Below are 18,679 nucleotides of genomic sequence, written 5' to 3' on the forward strand. Positions count from 1 at the left end.
CGACAGTATTGTCGGGGCTTTTTTATGGTTCTATTCTTGTATAGACGCTTCCCAGATGTTCTAATAGATAGCCAATAACAAGGTCTGTAATTGCACAGCCATCATTGAAATCGTACTTGCTATAGGAAAAAATTTGATTTTCCCTGATCGATATGAAGAATGTAGGCAGCGTTAATGAATTTTTTTCTTCATTATATGTATGTGGCTGCTCAAGTTTTGTCGCAAAAGAAATCAGTTGTGATAAAAGAGTATTCTTAATTTGATGAGAAATGACGTCCCCTGTATAGATAAAATAATACATCGAACTCTCCTTTCAAAAACATCTTACCCATTTCTAATCTTTCGCATAAGGAGACAGAATTAATACAAAATAAGGGAGGAGGAAAAAAGGGGAGTTTGCCATGAAAGTACTTAAACACGTAATGGGTGATATAGCTGTTACAAAAGATCTACTCTTATTATTAACGATCGGCGGATTGTATGCTTTGAGCATTGCTCTTTCAAATACGTTTGTAAACGTTTATTTATGGAAACAAACAGGTGAATTTGCAGATATTGCGATTTACAACCTTTCAGTTGTCATCAGTCAACCGCTTACATTTATTTTAGCTGGACGATGGGCTAAAAAGATGGATCGAGTGATTGTATTGAGAATCGGCGTAATCTTTTTGGCGCTATTTTATATTACGGTTTTACTACTAGGGCAAAATGCTGGCCAGTTACTCGTCTTATTGGGAGCACTGCTTGGAATTGGGTTTGGGTTTTATTGGCTTGCGTTTAATGTATTAACATTTGAAATAACTGAGCCTGATACGAGAGATTTTTTTAATGGTTTTCTAGGACTTCTAACTTCTTTTGCTGGAATGATCGGTCCTATTTTCGCAGGAGTAGTCATTTCAAGTCTTGAATCATACACGGGGTACAAAATCATATTTGGAGTCTCACTGGTGCTTTTCTCAGCTGCGGTTATCTTGAGTTTTTTCTTAAAGAGGCGATCAGCGAAAGGCAACTTTTCATTCATGAGAGTTTTCAACGAACGTAAATCGAACAGCGATTGGCTAAATGTTCTTCATGCTCACTTCTTCCAAGGGTTAAGAGAGGGAACATTTATTTTTGTCATTGCTGTTCTCGTATTTATTACGACTGGCAGTGAGCTTGCGATAGGAACATTTGGTTTGGTGAATTCCGCTGTTTCGTTCCTGGTTTATTACCTTGCGACAAGATTAATAAAACCACGTTTTCGTATAAAAGCAATTCTTTATGCAGGAATTATGCTATATGTCTCAGTGGTTATTCTTTTATTTGAATTAACGTTCCCGCGCTTGCTGCTTTACGGCATTTGTATTTCAATCGCTTATCCCGTTTTGTTTGTTCCATATGTATCACTAACATACGATGTGATCGGAAAAGCTTGGAATGCTGCGGAAATGAGGATTGAGTACATTGTAGTAAGAGAGGTGTATTTAAACTTTGGAAGGGTTGTATCGATTACAGTGTTTCTAATAGCGATCTCGATTTCAAACGATGTTCAAATCGTACCTACACTATTGATGATCCTAGGAATTGGTCATTCCATTATTTTCTTCTTCTATAGAAAACTCAAGATTGTTAGGGCTTTTAGTGAAAAGTCGGTAGAGCCAGTTCAATAGCTCATTATACCCTTTACAATTGGTGTATCACTAAGTATAGTAAATAAATATGGGATAGGGCACCTGTACTCTACAGGTGCCTAATTGTTTGTTGAAAGGAAGAATAACGTGAATCCTAATAGAAAGAAAAAGAACCACGTGCCGATAAGGTTAAATATATTATTCTTGTCCGTTTTTATTTTATTTTCAGTTCTTGTATTGCGTCTTGGCGTCATTCAAATTGTGGACGGTGAAGAATATGAACGGGTATCAGAGCAGACTGAAAATGTAACGGCAGAATCAAGTGCGCCTAGGGGAAAGATGTATGACCGTTACGGAAGAGTTCTTGTAGATAATAATCCCGAGTTCGCTCTTACTTACATAAGAACACAAAATACGAATCAATCAGAACGATTAGATCTTGCAAGAAAACTCGCCGAACTAATCGAGAAAGATTCTGAAGAAGTTACAGATCGGGATTTAAAGGATTATTGGATCGTGACTCGCCCAGAAGAAGCGAAACAGAAGCTCTCAGAACAAGAGTGGGAGAATTTAGATTCAACAGAGGCTTACAAGCTCCAAATAGAGCGCATCGATGATAAAGATTTAGCTGAAATAAAAGCTGATGAGACTGAACTAGAAGTAGCAGCCATAAAGAGAGCGATGGATAATGGGTACGCTCTTTCTTCTCAAACGATTAAGATGGGGTTAACGGAAGATGAGATCGCACGCATTAGTGAAAACCTCGGTGAATTACCTGGAGTTGATATTCAAGCTGACGCGACAAGGGAATATCCATATGGTGAGACGCTTCAAACAATCTTTGGAAATGTAGGACACATTCCTCGTGAAAGCCTTACTTACTACCGAATTAGAGATTATGATAGGAATGACCAAGTAGGTATTAGCTATCTTGAGAAGCAATATGAAGAATTTCTCAAAGGACAAAAAGAAAAACAAAAATTTGTAACGGATAAATCCGGTGAGCCGATTGGTGAGCCAGAAGTAATAGAGGGACAACGCGGAAATGATCTTGTTTTATCGATCGATATCGATCTACAACAACAAGTAGAGGAAATTTTAGAAGAAGAATTACGTGATGCCAGAAAATATGGTGCGACTAGAGGGTATGTTGTGATGATGGACCCTGCTACTGGTGAAGTTCTATCAATAGCAGGTAAAGCTTATAATAATGGGAAGTATACGGGCAGAACCTTTGGTGTGATCGGAGATTCATATGCGATGGGCTCTACGATTAAGGGAGCTACAGTATTAACTGGGTATCAATATGATGTCATTAATCCCAACGATATGCTAGTAGATGAGGTGCTTCGATTTTCGAATGGTCAAACCAAATCTTCTTATACCTCTAGAGCGATGGGCAGAATATCGGATTTAGTGGCAATACAAAAGTCTTCAAACGTCTATATGTTTAAAATCGCAATGATGATGGCAGGGTATGACTACGAACCTAATAAGAGGAGTAGCTATAATCCTGAAGCGTACAATCAAATGAGAGAAGCATTCTCTCAATTTGGATTAGGTGTTCCAACTGGAATCGATCTCCCTGGTGAAAGTGCAGGTCTTAATGGAGGAATTGGGGTGTTCGGTAATTTACTTGATTTGTCGATCGGACAGTATGATACGTATACGCCAATGCAAATGGCGCAATACGTTTCTACGATTGCAAATGGAGGCTATCGCATTAAACCTCATCTATTAAAAGAAGTACATGAACCATCAGAAAGCGATACACTGTCCAATACTGTTCTTTTTCAACATACTCCTGAAGTATTGAATAAAGTAAAAATGAGCAAAGATGAAGTAGAACACATTCAAAGGGGAATGTGGATGGTTATGAATACGAAAGAAGGAACTGCAGGAACGAATTATAACTTCTTTCAGAGTGATGACTATGTTGCAGCTGGAAAGACAGGAACGGCTCAGATCGGAGAGGAGTACAATTTGACCCTTGTAGGATTTGCTCCTTATAACGATCCTGAGGTTGCCTTTTCTGTTGTCATACCGGAAGTAAACGATTCGAGCTCTGGCTTTGTTAATAAGAAAATAGGCGGAAGAATATTAGATGCCTATTTCGACCTCAAAAACAAGGCGAAAGTACCTAGTGGAAGTGAAATTGAAAATAAGGATAAAGAATGAGATAAAAAACCGCAGAAATGCGGTTTTTTCTTTTTGGTTTGGGAAGAGTAAGGATTAATCAGGTCTAAAGTCCTGCGATTTCGACAACAATTCACAATTATATGCAAGAAAATCAGCATTTCTACAAGCATTTACACTATCTTTACAATCGGTTTATATGCAATTAATAAACAAGCTGTATTCTTGTAATTGTGGTTGAGAGGTCAGTAGCAGTCCTAATGACCCATACAAAAAAACACATCCATTTAGGGGGAAAAACACATGAAGTTTAAAGGCATCGCACTAATGCTAGTAATGTCATTGATTTTGGTTTTCGCAGCAGCTTGTGGAAACAACTCAGAAAACGCAGGAAACAACGCTGGCGGTGAGTCTGGAAACGGAGAAGAAGTATCAGGAGAAGTAATGGTTGACGGATCTTCTACTGTATTCCCGATCTTTGAAGCTCTAGCTGAAGAATATGCAGCTGCTCAACCTAAGGTTCAAGTTAGTGTAGGTGTTTCCGGTTCTGGCGGTGGATTTGAAAAATTCTCTAACGGTGAGACTGACATGAGTAACGCATCTCGTCCGATCAAAGAAGAGGAAGTCGCTGCACTAGAAGAAGCTGGAATTGAATTTACTGAATTCGAAGTTGCAAAAGATGGACTTTCTATCGTTGTAAACGCTGAGAATGATTGGGTAGATCAGCTTACAATTGAAGATCTCAAGAAAATCTGGACTGGCGAAGTTTCAATGTGGAGTGAAATCAACTCTGAATGGCCTGAAGAAAAGATCGAACTATTTAGCCCAGGTACTGACTCTGGTACGTATGACTATTTCAATGAAGTTGTTCTAGAAGAAGAGCAAATGAATAAAGAAGCTACACTTTCTGAAGATGACAACGTTCTTGTTAACGGTGTAACTGGATCTAAAAACGGTATGGCATTCTTCGGATATGCTTACTACCTTGAAAACAAAGATAATTTAAATGTTGTTCCAATTGTAAATGGTGAAGGCGAAGCAATTGAGCCAAACGCTGAAACAATTCAAGATGGAACGTACGAGCCACTTTCTCGTCCACTATTCACTTATGTTAAGCATTCTGCTGTAAAAGACAATCCTGCAGTATATGACTTCAATAAGTTTATGATTGAAAATGCTGGTGAGATGGCTGAAGCTGTTGGTTATGTAGCTCTACCTGATGAGAAGTATACAGAAGCTATGGATAAGCTTAACGAGATCGCTGGAAAATAATGAATTGAAAACAGTTTGGTGAGGAGTGAACTTACTCCTCACTTTAACCTGTTTTGCTCTAGTGTGAGGGGGAGTACTATTATGGAAAGATCAATTCGTCAGATGATTAAAGATAGAAAAGATAAGCAAAAAACAAGATTAAATTTTATGGAGAAATTGGTTCCTGGTTTATTGCTTGTATGTGCTATTCTTTCAGTTCTAACGACGCTAGGAATCGTGTTTACACTTATTGTTGAAACCATTACGTTCTTTAGCCGCGTTTCAATAGTGGAGTTCTTTACAAATAAAGATTGGTATCCTTTCTTTGAAGGAGATCCTGACTATGGTATTTGGCCGCTTATTTCAGGAACTCTTATGATTACAGTTATTGCTATGCTTGTAGCAATCCCATTCGGATTAGCTGCTGCCATTTATTTGAGTGAATATGCAAGTGATCGTGTAAGACGATTTATTAAACCGATATTGGAAGTACTAGCAGGAATTCCAACGATTGTTTACGGATTCTTTGCGCTAACATTTGTAACTCCGGTATTGCAGAACGTTATTCCAAATCTTCCTGTATTTAATGCTTTGAGCCCAGGAATTGTGGTTGGGATTATGATCATACCAATGGTCGCTTCCCTATCTGAGGATGCTATGAGTTCTGTCCCAAATGCAATTAGAGAAGGTGCTCTCGGACTAGGTGCAACTCGTTTTGAAGTTGCGGTGAAAGTCGTTCTACCTGCAGCTCTCTCTGGTATCATCGCTTCATTTGTTCTAGCTATTTCAAGAGCGATTGGAGAAACAATGATCGTAACGGTAGCTGGTGGTGCTACACCTAAGCTAACAATGGACGTAACCGAGTCTATTCAAACGATGACTTCGTATATCGTTCAGGTGAGTCTTGGAGATGCTGGATTTGGTACAACGATCTACTATAGTATCTATGCAGTAGGGATGACGCTGTTCTTATTCACTCTGATCATGAACCTCATCGCTCAATATATTTCTCGAAGATTCAGGGAGGAATACTAATGCAATTAATCGATCAATCAAAAGTTAAAAGTAAAATGCAAACGAGGTTGATGAAGAACAACGTTCTAAAAGGAGTCTTTTTTGGGGCTACTATGTTCGCACTTGTTGTTCTCGTTATCCTCCTTTATCGGATATTCACTCAAGGAATTGGGTATTTAGACTTGGAATTCTTTCAAAACTTCGCATCACGTTTCCCTGAAAAAGCAGGAATAAAGGCTGCATTTTATGGGTCACTGTGGGTAATGGGAGTCATTGCACCTGTTTCATTAATTCTAGGAGTTGGAACAGCGATTTACCTTGAAGAATACGCAAAGAAAAACCGATTTACAACGTTCATTCAATTGAACATTTCAAATCTTGCGGGTGTGCCATCTATTGTATTTGGTTTACTCGGTCTAACTGTATTCGTTCGTATGCTTGAGATGGGACGTAGTGTTCTTGCCGGTGGGTTAACGATGAGCTTATTGATCTTGCCGATCATCGTTGTAGCTTCACAGGAATCCGTTCGTTCTGTGCCGAAAGAATTAAGGGAAGCATCTTACGCAATGGGAGCGACGAAGTGGCAAACCATTCGCAGAGTCGTACTACCAGCAGCAATTCCAGGAATCTTGACTGGGGGAATCTTGGCACTATCAAGAGCTATTGGTGAAACAGCACCACTCCTAATGATTGGAGCTCTTACGTTCGTTGCCTATTTACCTGAGAACCTTCTTTCTGGTTTTACTGTTATGCCGATTCAGATCTTTAACTGGACAAGTCGTCCACAAACTGAATTCCATGACGTAGCGGCAGCTGGAATTATCGTTTTACTCGCTATGCTTTTAATCATGAATTCTATCGCAGTGTTAATTCGTAATAAATTTTCAAAACGTTTATAAGAAAAGTCGTGCTCTACTCATCAACATGAAAAGGGGAATGTTATCATGAAAACAATTATGGATGAAAAAAAGATCCAAAAACCTCAACGTGCTGAAGCTGAACAAAAAGCAGATGGTCAATCAGTATACAAAATTGAGAATTTCAACTTATGGTATGGGAAAGATCAAGCGTTAACGGATATTAACTTTGAAATTCCTGAACATAAGGTCACTGCAATTATCGGACCTTCAGGTTGCGGAAAGTCTACATTTATCAAAGCCCTAAACAGAATGGTTGAAATGGTGCCGATCGTAAAAATGTCTGGTGATATTAAATACCGTGACAATAATATCTTCGATAGCAAATATAAAGTTGAAGATCTTCGTACAAAAGTAGGAATGGTGTTCCAGAAGCCAAACCCATTCCCGAAATCTATCTATGAGAATGTGGTATACGGCCCTAAAATCCACGGAATCAAGAATAAAAAAGTACTCGATGAAATCGTAGAGAAAAGCTTAAAAGGCGCAGCTCTATGGGAAGAAGTGAAAGATCGATTGAATGAAAATGCATACGGTCTTTCGGGTGGACAGCAACAGCGTCTTTGTATTGCACGCTGTCTTGCAATCGAACCAGATGTCATCTTGATGGATGAGCCAACATCCGCACTTGATCCGATCTCTACACTTAAAGTTGAGGAACTCGTTCAAGAATTGAAGAAAGAATTCAGTATCATCATCGTTACGCATAACATGCAGCAGGCAGCTCGAATCTCCGATAAAACAGCCTTTTTCCTTAATGGTGAAGTGGTTGAATTCTCTGATACGAACAAGCTGTTTTCTAATCCATCAGATAAGCGTACAGAAGACTATATTACTGGCCGTTTCGGTTAAAAATTTCGGGGGTGACTGTTTATGGTAGTTAGAGAAAATTTCCAAGAACAATTAGATGAAATCAAAGCTCAACTGTTAGAGCTAGGTTCTCTTGCTCAGCTCGCTGTTGACGAATCAATTAAAGCATTGAAAAACCAGGATGTAGAGAAAGCTCTTGAAATCATCGATAATGATCACGAAATTAATGAACTCGAAGAAGAGATCAACGAAAAAGTAATCTGGCTTATTGCAAAAGAGCAACCACTTGCTTCAGACTTACGTCGTTTGATTTCAGCGCTTAAAATTTCTACTGATGTTGAAAGAGTAGGCGATCTGGCTGTTAACATCGCGAAGTCGATCATCCGAATCGGTGATAAACCTTTCGTAAAGCCAATCGAAGAGATACCTGCTCTTGCTGAAAAAGCAAACAACATGCTAAGAGAAGTATTGTCATCCTTCTATGAAGAAGATGTGAATCAAGCGAAAGCTGTTGCGGATGCTGATGACGAAATCGATACGATGTATGGTCGATTGGTAAAAGAACTACTCGAACTCATGACAAAATACCCTGATAGTATTAGTCAGATTCAGCAACTCGCATTTATCTGTCGTTACATTGAGAGAATTGGTGATCACTGCACGAATATCTCTGAAAGTGTGATTTATGTTGTAAAAGGTAAACGATACGATTTGAACGCTTAATATGTAAGCCGTCTTCCTATATAGGAAGGCGGCTTTTTTTATGTTTATCTCTCGTACAAGTAATCTCTCGAAGGTTTGTGAAATACACTAAAATAGATGTGGACGAGGAGGGACAAGATGCCTAGACACTTAGTGATTGGAAACGGACAGCTCTTGATCAATATGGATCAGTTCTTGCAGATTAGAGATATCTATTACCCTTATGTAGGTCAGCAAAATCATGTTCAAGGACATGCAAACAGGATTGGGGTATGGGTAGATGGGAATTTTTCGTGGTTACATTCATCCGAATGGGAAATAAACCCTGATTATGACGAAGATACTCTTGTTACTTACAGTTCAGCATACCATCCTCATCTTGGATTGAAATTGATATTTGAAGAAGGTGTCCATCAGAGGGAAATGTTGATGATACGTAAGATCACGATTCAAAACTTAGAAGAAAAAGAAAAGGAAGTCCGTTTGTTCTTTCATCAAGACTTAAACATATATGAAACTGAAGTAGGAGACACGGCTTACTTTTGTCCAGACACTAAATCCATTATTCATTACAAGCGGTATCGATATTTCTTGTTTAATGGAGAGGTGGATGGTGGAGGTATCGAGCAATATACAACAGGGGTCAAACGATTTCAATCTGCAGAAGGTACGTGGCGCGATGCAGAAGATGGTCACCTCCATGTGAATCCGATCGCACAAGGATCTGTTGATAGCACATTTTCGCTTGAAACGAAAATTGCTGCTAACTCTGAAACGACTGCCTATTATTGGATGACAGTCGGCAGAACGAAGGAAGAAGTTAACAACCTACATGCGTATGTGAGTGAAATCGGAACTCGTTTAACGGTTGAGAAAATCCGAATGTATTGGAACAGGTGGGTAAACAAATCAGTTATTCCTGAATCTGATCTTAGTCCTCATCTACTATCTCTATATAAGAGAAGTCTTCTTATCGTTCGTACTCAAACTAACCAGAACGGAACGATCATCGCTGCTAATGATTCTGATATCCTTCATTATAATCGCGATCACTACAGCTATATGTGGCCGAGAGATGGGGCATTGATAGCCGCTTCATTATCTAAAGCAGGTTATCACGGCATGGTCTCAAACTTTTATAGATGTTGTGCTGAGCTGTTGTCCGTTGATGGCTACCTTCATCATAAGTATAATCCAGATGGATCGGTTGGTTCGAGCTGGCACCCTTATATCGATCGAAAAGGATCTCCGCAGCTTCCTATTCAAGAAGATGAGACGGCTCTTGTTCTTTGGGCCTTTTGGGAGCATTATCAATCAACGGGAGATATCGAGTTTGCTCAATCACTTTATAAATATCTTATTCGGCCTGGTGCTAGATTTCTGCTCGATTATATGGATGAATCGCTCAGTTTACCTCACCCTTCCTACGATCTATGGGAAGAGCGTCTAGGTGTGTTTAGTTTCACTGCAGCAGCAACGTATGGTGGGTTAATGGCCGCATATTCATTTGCGACACTATTTGGTGAAGACGATCGTGCAGAGAGTTATTTTGCAGGTGCAGAGAAAATTAAAAAAGGAATCGAAAAACATTTTTACGATGAAGACCGCTCGTGTTTTATTAGGGGGATTTATACAAATAGTGAAACAGGGGAGATAACGAAAGATTATACGATCGAGAGTAGTGTATTTGGATTATTTGCATTTGGAGTACTACCGCCTGATGATCCGAGGATTGTTAGAACAATGGAATTAATAGAAGAGCGCCTTTCTGTAAAAACATCCGTCGGTGGAATAGCTCGCTACGTAAGCGATTATTACTTTCAACAATCACAAAACGTAGAAGAGGTACCGGGAAACCCTTGGATCATTTGCACATTATGGATGGCGAAGTGGAAAATCGCAAAAGCAAATTCGGTCGAGGAGTTAGCCCAAGCAAAGGTACACCTTGAATGGGCACACCAGCACTCCTTATCAAGTGGCATACTGCCTGAACAAGTCAATCCCTATACAGGAAAGCCGCTCTCGGTTGCTCCGCTTACGTGGTCACACGCTACGTATGTTGATGTAGTCAAGGATTATATAGAAAAATATAAAGTTCTCTCAGCACTAAAAACAACTTGATAGAACCATATTTGTTTGTTATCATAATAAAGTATGTTGTTAAATGAACAGTTTGATAGGATTTGGAGGGATATTCATGCGCGTACAAATTACATTGGCTTGCACTGAAACTGGCGATCGTAACTACATTACAACAAAGAACAAACGTACAAACCCAGATCGTCTTGAACTTAAAAAATATAGCCCAAGACTAAAGAAACACACGTTACATCGCGAAACAAAGTAAGCAGTAGGTTATCCTACTGCTTTTTTATTTGTCTTCTTTCCCTTACACTGATAGTAACGATCATATAGAGGAGAGGTAATGATGCAAACAAAGCAAATGTTGCGAACCAATATGAAAAGCCGTCTAAAGGAAATGACAAACAAGGAAAAAGTAGAACTTGATGACCGGATCCTCGAAAACCTTTTTACATATGATCCCTATAAAGAAGCAGAGACAATCGGACTAACAGTTGCAATGAAAAATGAAGTGAATACAAAGAAAGTTATTGAGCATGCGTGGTCAGTTGGGAAGAAAGTTGCTGTACCGAAATGCCATCCAGAGGATAAGTCGATGACATTCCGCTACTTAAACAGTTGGGATGAATTAGAAACAGTGTATTTTGGTTTGAAAGAGCCTAAACCCGAGCTTACAAAAGCTTGTGAGCCAAAGAACATTCAGCTATTGGTCATACCGGGATTATTGTTTGATGAGAACGGTTACAGGATTGGATTCGGAGGAGGCTATTATGACAGGTTTTTGCAGCAATATGATAATCAAACCGTGTCATTAGCATATAGCATTCAATTAGTCGAGAAATTACCTGTCGAGCCTTTCGATCTTCCAGTTGAAACACTCATTACAGATAAAAAGATTTTACGCTTCACATGATGCTCCTTTATTTCATCGTTATTCTTTTGACAGGTGTCGTTGGCTTGAAGATGGGAGCATTGTCTAGAAAAGGTACTGTTGCCGCTATATTCACCGGAAATGCCATCGCATATGGTTTTGGGTGGAAAGGGTTAGTGTTACTAGGGGTTTTTTTTGGAACTTCTACACTATGGAGTAAGTATAAACAAGATCGAAAGCAAGAAACAGAACGAATCGTTGTAAAGGGTTCAGCGAGAGATGAGTACCAAGTGTTAGCTAACGGAGGAGCAGCAGCATTTGCAGGTGTTATGATGGCAATGTTTCCTTCTCTATGGTGGATTGCTTTTTTTATTTCAGCTCTTGCTGCATCAAATGCAGATACGTGGGCATCAGAGCTCGGCGTACTCTCAAAGAGAGACCCATACCATATCCTCAAGTTACGTACTGTACCTAGAGGCACCTCTGGGGCAGTGAGTATGCCTGGTTTACTAGCATCATTTCTTGCTTCACTACTAGTAGCGGGAGTCGGCTTCTTTCTTTTTGATCTACCATTCACACTTTTTCTTGTGATCACTGGTGCTGGAGTGCTGCGTAGTATGATCGACACCATAATCGGTGCTACCATTCAGGAAGAGTTCTATTGTGAGACGTGTTCTCTCAAAACTGAACGCACCGTACACTGTGGGGTTGGCACCACAAAGATAAAAGGAATTAGTGGAATAAATAACGATGTCGTTAACATGGTTTCCTCTCTATGTGGAGGCATAGCTTGTGGAGTGTGGTTCCTATGAAAGCATGTGGTGTATTGTTAGCAGGAGGAGAATCACGAAGGTTTGGTCACGATAAAGCTTTTGTCCAATACCAAGGTTCACCTTTCTATAAGACAATCGTCAATGAGTTAACGAAACATGTGCATAAATGTCTCATCGTTACAAAGCCAGAGCTTATGGCGAGATTCAAATCGGAAGAGCATGCAGATATTATTGTGGATGATCGGAGATTTAAAGGGATGGGCCCACTAGCAGGTCTTATTTCTGCGATGGGTGTAATAAATGCAGACTACTATGTTGTGGTTGCTTGTGACATGCCACTCGTTACTGCAGATCTTTTTTCTAAACTTATACAAGAGGCAAAACACCATCCGGAAGCTGATGCCATTATCCCTATTGCTAATGGTCATATACAGCCACTTTGTGCATTGTACAAATACACTTGTAAGGACAGCATCGAAAATGAATTACTACTAGGCGATAAACGAGTGATGGCTGCACTTAAACAGCTTAAAGTACGACATGTGATGATTGAAGATAAAGACCTTGAATCCTTTACGAACGTGAATACCATAGAAGAATATATGTTAATCCGAAAGGGGCCGAATCAATGAGTCAGTACCAGCGTTATTCACGTCAGATGTTATTTTCACAAATTGGAGAAGAAGGACAGAAGAAATTTGGGGACACAAGTATTCTCATAGTTGGAATGGGCGCGTTAGGAACTGCTATAGCTAATCATATGGTAAGAGCAGGCATAGGCAAAGTTCGAATCGTTGACCGTGATTATGTAGAGAAGAGCAACTTACAACGTCAGATGTTATTTGACGAGGATGATGTTGAAGCTACTTTGCCAAAAGCTGTTGCAGCGAAACGAAAGCTTGAAAAAATGAACTCTGAGGTGACGATCGAAGCCATTACGGCTGATGTAAACGCGTCAAATATTCTTGAACTAATGGAAGAGATCGATATGGTGATGGATGGAACGGATAATTTCTCTACGCGCTTCTTACTCAATGATGCCGCATTCAAACAAGGAATTCCTTATGTTTATGGAGGTGCTGTTAGTTCTCGTGGAATGACCGCTCTCTTCATACCTGGTGAAACCCCTTGCTTGAGATGCTTTATTCAAGACGCCGGAGGGACTACTGGTGAAACATGCGATACGATTGGTGTTATCTCGCCAATTGTAGATATTATCGCTTCTTATCAAGTGACAGAGGCGATGAAATACATTGTAGGTGCTTATGAGAAATTAAATCGTTGTTTACTGACTGTAGATATATGGAATAATCACACGTATTCCATGAAGTATTCTTCGCCGAAAACAGACTGCCCTGCTTGCCAAAAGAAAGAGTTTCCAGCATTACAGCATGGTGCAGCCAGTGAGGTTGCTTCCTTATGTGGTAGAGAAACGATACAGATCAATCTTGAGAAGGCGTTTGATCTGAAAGAGTGGTCTCTTAGACTCGAAAAAGTTGCTAAAGTAAAGAAAACGCCGTTCTTACTCAAAGCAGAGCTAGAAGAAGGTGAGCGGTTGGTCATATTTCCTGATGGGCGAGTGCTCGTTCAAGGAACAAGCGATAGTGGGCGGGCTAAAGCTCTTTATTCTAGGTATATCGGCATGTAACACAGCACCAGTTCTCACTGGTGCTTTTTTATATGTCTTGACAGACTAAAGAATTAGGTATAAAATAACGGTATTACTTAAACGCACAAAAGCATAAAAGTGGAAAAGTTATGAATCAGTCGAGTAGCTTGTGAAATAGCAGCATCAGAGACCCGGTGGAAGGTGTGAATCGGGGCAGTCAGAAAGTGAACTTACAGCTGAGGAACTAGGTAGTAATACCCGGCATTCCAGTCGATATTATGGAGCTTAAGAGGACAGCATATGCTGTTAATTAGGGTGGTACCGCGAGACAATTCGTCCCTTCTTTATAGAGAAGGGATTTTTTTATGGAAAAATAGAGATAGGACAAACTTATTAATAGTCATTTAAGAAAAAGGGAGAGTTAAACTGTGAAAAAATTATCATTTTCATCTGCGCTCATCGTCATTTCATTACTTATGGGCTGGATGCTTTTCAGTATTATCATTATGAAGGTAGAACCACACATGCCTCTTTTAGTTGGAATTGTAGGGACTAGTCTTTTTGGTCTTTTAAGGGGAATCAAGTGGGACTCCATTGAGAAAGGCCTGCTAGAAAGTATTACAACTGGATTAAAACCTGTTTTGATCTTATTTATTGTGGGAATGATGATTGCAATCTGGATGCAAAGCGGGACAGTTCCTGCACTGCTCTATGGAGGACTCAAGTTTATACAACCTGAATGGTTTTTAATTAGTGCTTTATTAATTACAATTATTGTTTCGAGCTTCACGGGTAGTTCATTTACAACAATCGGTACGATAGGTATTGCTATGATGGGAATTGGAACAGCGATGGGAGTCAATCCAGCTCTAGCTGCAGGAGCCGTCATATCTGGTGCTTGTTTTGGAGATAAGATGTCTCCATTATCAGATACGACAAACTTCGCTCCTGCTGTGTCTGGTGTCAATCTATTTACGCATATAAGACATATGATGAATACGACTATTCCTGCCATCATCGTGACGATTATCTTTTTCTTCATCATGAGCAATCAATTTTCCGCTTCTGTTGATCCAGAAGATTTATCGAAATCCCTTTCCGTGCTATCGAGTGAGTTTAACCTCACGTTTTGGACATTATTACCTCCATTGGTAGTTCTCATTCTAGCTCTTAGACGTGTTCCTGTATTATTAACGTTAATTTCTGGTTTGATTGCAGGGATTCTAGTTGCGATTGGAGCACAAGGAGTCTTTTCTGCAACAGCGATCTTGAACACGATGCAAAATGGATTTGTACTTGAAACATCGAGTGAGCTAGTTAATGGAATTATTAACAGAGGTGGCTTACAATCGATGATGTGGAGTGTTTCCTTAATTTTACTTGCTCTTGCACTAGGTGGTGTACTGCAAGTATTAGGAATTATTCAAGCGCTCATGACGGGGCTTACAAAATTATTGAATCGCAAAGGACATTTGATCTCAGCAACTGCTGGTTCTTCTATCGGGGTCAACTTGTTAACGGGAGAACAATATTTATCAATCTTGTTACCAGGCCAAACCTTTGAGCCGTTCTTTGATAAGGCTGGTATCGATCGAAAGTACTTATCGAGAACGCTAGAAGATGCTGGAACACTTGTGAACCCCCTCATTCCTTGGGGAGTTTCTGGAGCATTCTTCGCAGAAACACTAGGTGTTTCTGTACTGAGCTATTTGCCGTTTGCTATTTTCTTATGGCTTTCTCCGATATTTACGATCGTATTAGGATACGTAAACGATATGCGCTTTCAAAAGTCTAAAACGCTCCAAAATGGATAAAACAACACCCTCCTGTAAACAGTATTAGTAACATACTGTTTACAGGAGGATATACCATGAAACTATCTAGATTGATCTTGTTGCTATCGTTTGTAATCGTTATTTATGAATACCGTTATAGAATAGTAAACAGCTTACTTGGCATTGCGATGGTAAGACGTTTCGTAGTAGGGAACTCATTGAAGATACCAGGTGTTCGCAAAAAGCTGTTCTCTTCGTTTTTATCTTAAATCTCTGCCATCTGGCGGAGGTTTTTTAGGTGGTGGAAACATGTATTGGACACATATTTATTTTGATTTAGATAATACCCTCTATGATCACGAGAAAGCTTTTCGTAAAACAATACTGCATTGTGCTGATGAAATGCTTACTAGAAAAAACGCATCTGTTTCTCCTGATAAGTGGTTTGATGTTTTTAAACATTACTGTGATGAATATTGGGAGTACTATGAATCTGGACAGTGGACGAGAGAAACGTATCAGATCAATCGCTTCCAAGCTGCTAATAAGACATTCGATATCTCAACATTTAATGAGGAAGCACTCATCTTTCAAGATCAATATGAAGCCAACGTAGCAGCATTCGCAGAATTATTTCCAGGTGCAGAAAGACTTCTAAATGAACTCTCAGATCAACATGTACGCTTAGGTATCATAACGAACGGTTCTAATGAGGTTCAGCGTTCAAAAATCAAAGAGTTACGATTAGATACATGGTTCAAAGATGAAGATATTTATATTTCTGAACAAGTTGGTATTGCAAAACCAGATCTTCAACTCTTCTACTATGCTAAAGAAACGAAAGGAAACTACTTATATATTGGAGACTCCATGAGTCAGGACATCAATCCCGCTATAGAAGCTGGATTTGATGTCATCTACTTTAATTCAAGACAAACGGCTTCAAAATCAATAGACAAAGCTGTACCTGAGGTGATTAGCTTTCAAGAACTTTCAACTGTGATAAAGAAATATTAAGCTAATTCTTATCAGGCTCTCTAATGATAGGTTTATTAAGATATTGTATGAGCTGAACATTTTTACCACTTTTCGTTTGATAAAGCACTAATAAATATGGTGATTCTTTGTGAAGGAGGATATATGGAATCGTACTTCCTATAGGTGTTTCAAATTCACCTTCTTCTGGCTGAATCCCAAGAAAATAGTATTTATATAACCCCTCCCATATTCCTCCGATCGCATCTACCGACTGTGCCTTTGTTAGACCAGGTAGAGGAGAATCTTGATAGTTGTGCAATTTTGTTAATGGAATTATATAATAATCACTTGGATTCACCTGAAACTGATCGAGTAATGATTTAAATACGATCTGTGCCTGTTGTGAAGTGGCGTGATCTAAGAGTTTTTTCCACTCTTCCTCCTCACTGCTGGTTGGAACTGTGAAGGATTCGAGTGGTGTCATCGGAGAATCAATCACGTAGAGTTGATCATAGCTCATCGCTTGTGCGCTTTTAATAACATCATTAGGGTAATGAATCTCACCATAATGGTACGAGATCGCTTCGTAATGACCGCTATCTTCACTCTTAACTTTTTTTCGATTGGTAAGCTTTTTGGCATTTTCTTCCCACTTGGACATCGTTTCTAATAAGCGTCCTTCTTCATACAGTAATGTGATGTCCTGCCTGAGGTATGCTGTTTCACTCAAATTTGATTCTGTTTTCAAGCTTAGCGTGTATTCATCTTCATCTTCCTGCGTTAAGATGGAAAGAGAGGTTTGTGATGACTCAAACGTTGTGTTTGGATCAGGAGGAAAATAAGTGAATGTTTCCCTCACCGGATTACTGTTTGTGTTTACGAGGATGAGTGCAAAAAAACCTATCATACTAAGCATGATGATATAATGTATTTTCTTAATCATCCTGAACCTCCAAAATTAATAAGCTTGTCATCATACTATGATGGAATGTTGATTTTTAGTAGAGTAAAAAGCATGACGATTATTGGGATAGGAAAGGGAGTATTCGAAATGGGTAATCAATTTAATGCAGATGAATTATTGAAAACGACAGAGGAACTAGTCAGTATCCCTAGTCCATCAGGATATACAGATGAAGTCATCAGCTGGGTTGAAGGAAGACTGCAAGAATTAGGGATGTCATGCAGGAGAAATAATAAAGGTGGCCTTCTCACAACGATTGAAGGAAAAGACACGACGAAACATCGGATGCTAACTGCTCATGTTGATACTTTAGGGGCGATGGTAAAAGATATTAAGAGCGATGGTCGACTCCAATTATCATTAATCGGAGGTTTTCGTTGGAATGCCATCGAAGGGGAATATTGTGAAATCATTACGTCCTCTGGTAAGAGGTATACTGGAACGATCTTACTTCATCAAACATCTGTCCATGTGTATAAAAATAACGGTGAAATTAAAAGAGACGAGAAAAACATGGAAGTTAGATTGGATGAGCAAGTACACTCTAAAGAGGATGTATTGAATCTCGGAATCAGCGTAGGAGACTTCACATCGTTTGACCCTCGCGTTCAAATAACAGAAAGTGGATTCATTAAGTCAAGGCACCTAGATGACAAAGCGAGCGTTGCTTTGCTTCTAGCAACGATTAAGAAGGTTAAAGAAGAAGAGATAACCCTACCTTATACGACACATTTTCTTATCTCTAACAATGAAGAAATAGGCTACGGTGGAAACTCAAACATTCCTCATGAGACGATTGAATACATAGCAGTGGATATGGGGGCTTTGGGTGATGGACAATCGTCAGATGAATATACGGTTTCCATTTGCGCAAAAGATTCAAGCGGTCCCTATCATTATCGCCTTAGAAATCAATTAGTGAATTTAGCAGAGTCTTTCGATATTGACTATAAAGTAGATATCTATCCATATTACGGGTCAGACGCATCCGCGGCTATACGTGCAGGAGCAGATATTCGACATGCTCTTATCGGTCCAGGAATCGATGCGTCCCACGCATATGAGCGCACCCACAAATCATCCATGCTTCACACAGCAGAATTAATATATCGATACATCCAGTCTTCGATGATCGATTAAGAAAATCAGCCCTTTCGGCTGATTTTTTTTGTGCCCAATTATTCTTC

19 protein-coding genes and 1 other annotated feature are annotated in these 18,679 nt (G+C 39.5%); of the genes, 17 read left to right on the plus strand and 2 right to left on the minus strand.

All coding sequences use genetic code 11. The features are described 5' to 3' along the window. Nucleotides 1-22 precede the first annotated feature (22 nt). The gene (locus ACXAEY_RS07465) at nt 23-301 is read right to left on the minus strand and encodes a hypothetical protein (protein ID WP_474811104.1); all 279 of its coding nucleotides are present in this window, start codon (nt 299-301) and stop codon (nt 23-25) included. Nucleotides 302-401: 100 nt separating this feature from the next. On the opposite strand from ACXAEY_RS07465, the gene ACXAEY_RS07470 reads away from it, so the two are divergent. From ACXAEY_RS07470 to ACXAEY_RS07545, 16 genes are all read left to right on the plus strand, one after another. After that, entirely contained in the window at nt 402-1,649 is a 1,248-nt protein-coding gene (locus tag ACXAEY_RS07470; protein WP_474811106.1) for an MFS transporter, read from the plus strand. Between the two features lie 108 nt (nt 1,650-1,757). After that, on the plus strand, nt 1,758-3,788 hold the full coding sequence (locus ACXAEY_RS07475) for a peptidoglycan D,D-transpeptidase FtsI family protein (protein ID WP_474811108.1): 2,031 nt from the start codon (nt 1,758-1,760) through the stop codon (nt 3,786-3,788). Between the two features lie 261 nt (nt 3,789-4,049). Beyond that, on the plus strand, nt 4,050-5,018 hold the full coding sequence (locus ACXAEY_RS07480; protein ID WP_474811110.1) for a PstS family phosphate ABC transporter substrate-binding protein: 969 nt from the start codon (nt 4,050-4,052) through the stop codon (nt 5,016-5,018). Nucleotides 5,019-5,120: 102 nt separating this feature from the next. Further along, nucleotides 5,121-6,032 (plus strand): phosphate ABC transporter permease subunit PstC, encoded by a 912-nt coding sequence (gene pstC, locus ACXAEY_RS07485; protein WP_474814753.1) that lies wholly within the window; start codon nt 5,121-5,123, stop codon nt 6,030-6,032. Then, the gene (gene pstA, locus ACXAEY_RS07490; RefSeq protein WP_270179287.1) at nt 6,032-6,910 is read left to right on the plus strand and encodes a phosphate ABC transporter permease PstA; all 879 of its coding nucleotides are present in this window, start codon (nt 6,032-6,034) and stop codon (nt 6,908-6,910) included. The genes pstC and pstA overlap by 1 nt, the downstream gene beginning before the upstream one ends. Nucleotides 6,911-6,964: 54 nt before the next feature. Continuing rightward, nucleotides 6,965-7,780 (plus strand): phosphate ABC transporter ATP-binding protein PstB, encoded by an 816-nt coding sequence (gene pstB, locus ACXAEY_RS07495; protein ID WP_442865119.1) that lies wholly within the window; start codon nt 6,965-6,967, stop codon nt 7,778-7,780. A 21-nt stretch (nt 7,781-7,801) separates the two neighbouring features. Continuing rightward, nucleotides 7,802-8,461, plus strand: a complete 660-nt coding sequence (gene phoU / locus ACXAEY_RS07500; protein WP_270179286.1) for a phosphate signaling complex protein PhoU — start codon at nt 7,802-7,804, stop codon at nt 8,459-8,461. A 117-nt stretch (nt 8,462-8,578) separates the two neighbouring features. Next, a complete protein-coding gene (locus ACXAEY_RS07505) occupies nt 8,579-10,561 on the plus strand; it encodes a glycoside hydrolase family 15 protein (RefSeq protein ID WP_474811113.1) in 1,983 nt (660 codons plus the stop codon). 76 nt (nt 10,562-10,637) lie between these two features. After that, on the plus strand, nt 10,638-10,787 hold the full coding sequence (gene rpmG / locus ACXAEY_RS07510; protein ID WP_136947542.1) for a 50S ribosomal protein L33: 150 nt from the start codon (nt 10,638-10,640) through the stop codon (nt 10,785-10,787). Nucleotides 10,788-10,868: 81 nt separating this feature from the next. After that, on the plus strand, nt 10,869-11,435 hold the full coding sequence (locus ACXAEY_RS07515; RefSeq protein WP_474811115.1) for a 5-formyltetrahydrofolate cyclo-ligase: 567 nt from the start codon (nt 10,869-10,871) through the stop codon (nt 11,433-11,435). Beyond that, a complete protein-coding gene (locus ACXAEY_RS07520; protein WP_474814756.1) occupies nt 11,435-12,205 on the plus strand; it encodes a DUF92 domain-containing protein in 771 nt (256 codons plus the stop codon). The genes ACXAEY_RS07515 and ACXAEY_RS07520 overlap by 1 nt, the downstream gene beginning before the upstream one ends. Further along, the gene (locus ACXAEY_RS07525) at nt 12,202-12,798 is read left to right on the plus strand and encodes a molybdenum cofactor guanylyltransferase (protein ID WP_474811117.1); all 597 of its coding nucleotides are present in this window, start codon (nt 12,202-12,204) and stop codon (nt 12,796-12,798) included. Before ACXAEY_RS07520 ends, ACXAEY_RS07525 begins: the two co-directional genes overlap by 4 nt. After that, nucleotides 12,795-13,814: a ThiF family adenylyltransferase gene (locus ACXAEY_RS07530; protein ID WP_270179283.1), complete on the plus strand. Its 1,020-nt coding sequence runs from the start codon at nt 12,795-12,797 to the stop codon at nt 13,812-13,814. Before ACXAEY_RS07525 ends, ACXAEY_RS07530 begins: the two co-directional genes overlap by 4 nt. 101 nt (nt 13,815-13,915) lie before the next feature. Further along, nucleotides 13,916-14,119: a binding site (T-box leader), on the plus strand. A gap of 84 nt (nt 14,120-14,203) precedes the next feature. Continuing rightward, the gene (nhaC, locus tag ACXAEY_RS07535) at nt 14,204-15,589 is read left to right on the plus strand and encodes a Na+/H+ antiporter NhaC (protein WP_474811120.1); all 1,386 of its coding nucleotides are present in this window, start codon (nt 14,204-14,206) and stop codon (nt 15,587-15,589) included. 56 nt (nt 15,590-15,645) lie between these two features. Further along, the gene (locus ACXAEY_RS07540; protein ID WP_270179281.1) at nt 15,646-15,819 is read left to right on the plus strand and encodes a hypothetical protein; all 174 of its coding nucleotides are present in this window, start codon (nt 15,646-15,648) and stop codon (nt 15,817-15,819) included. A gap of 40 nt (nt 15,820-15,859) precedes the next feature. Then, complete coding sequence (locus ACXAEY_RS07545; protein ID WP_474811122.1) at nt 15,860-16,567, plus strand: HAD family hydrolase; 708 nt, start codon at nt 15,860-15,862, stop codon at nt 16,565-16,567. 1 nt (nt 16,568) lies between these two features. On the opposite strand, the gene ACXAEY_RS07550 is transcribed toward ACXAEY_RS07545, so the two are convergent. Next, a complete protein-coding gene (locus ACXAEY_RS07550) occupies nt 16,569-17,471 on the minus strand; it encodes a hypothetical protein (protein ID WP_474811124.1) in 903 nt (300 codons plus the stop codon). Nucleotides 17,472-17,579: 108 nt separating this feature from the next. Here ACXAEY_RS07550 and ACXAEY_RS07555 point away from each other — a divergent pair, with 108 nt between their 5' ends. Then, complete coding sequence (locus tag ACXAEY_RS07555) at nt 17,580-18,632, plus strand: M42 family metallopeptidase (protein ID WP_474811126.1); 1,053 nt, start codon at nt 17,580-17,582, stop codon at nt 18,630-18,632. Nucleotides 18,633-18,679: the final 47 nt, after the last annotated feature.

Source organism: Anaerobacillus sp. ABA4_114 (assembly GCF_056159065.1).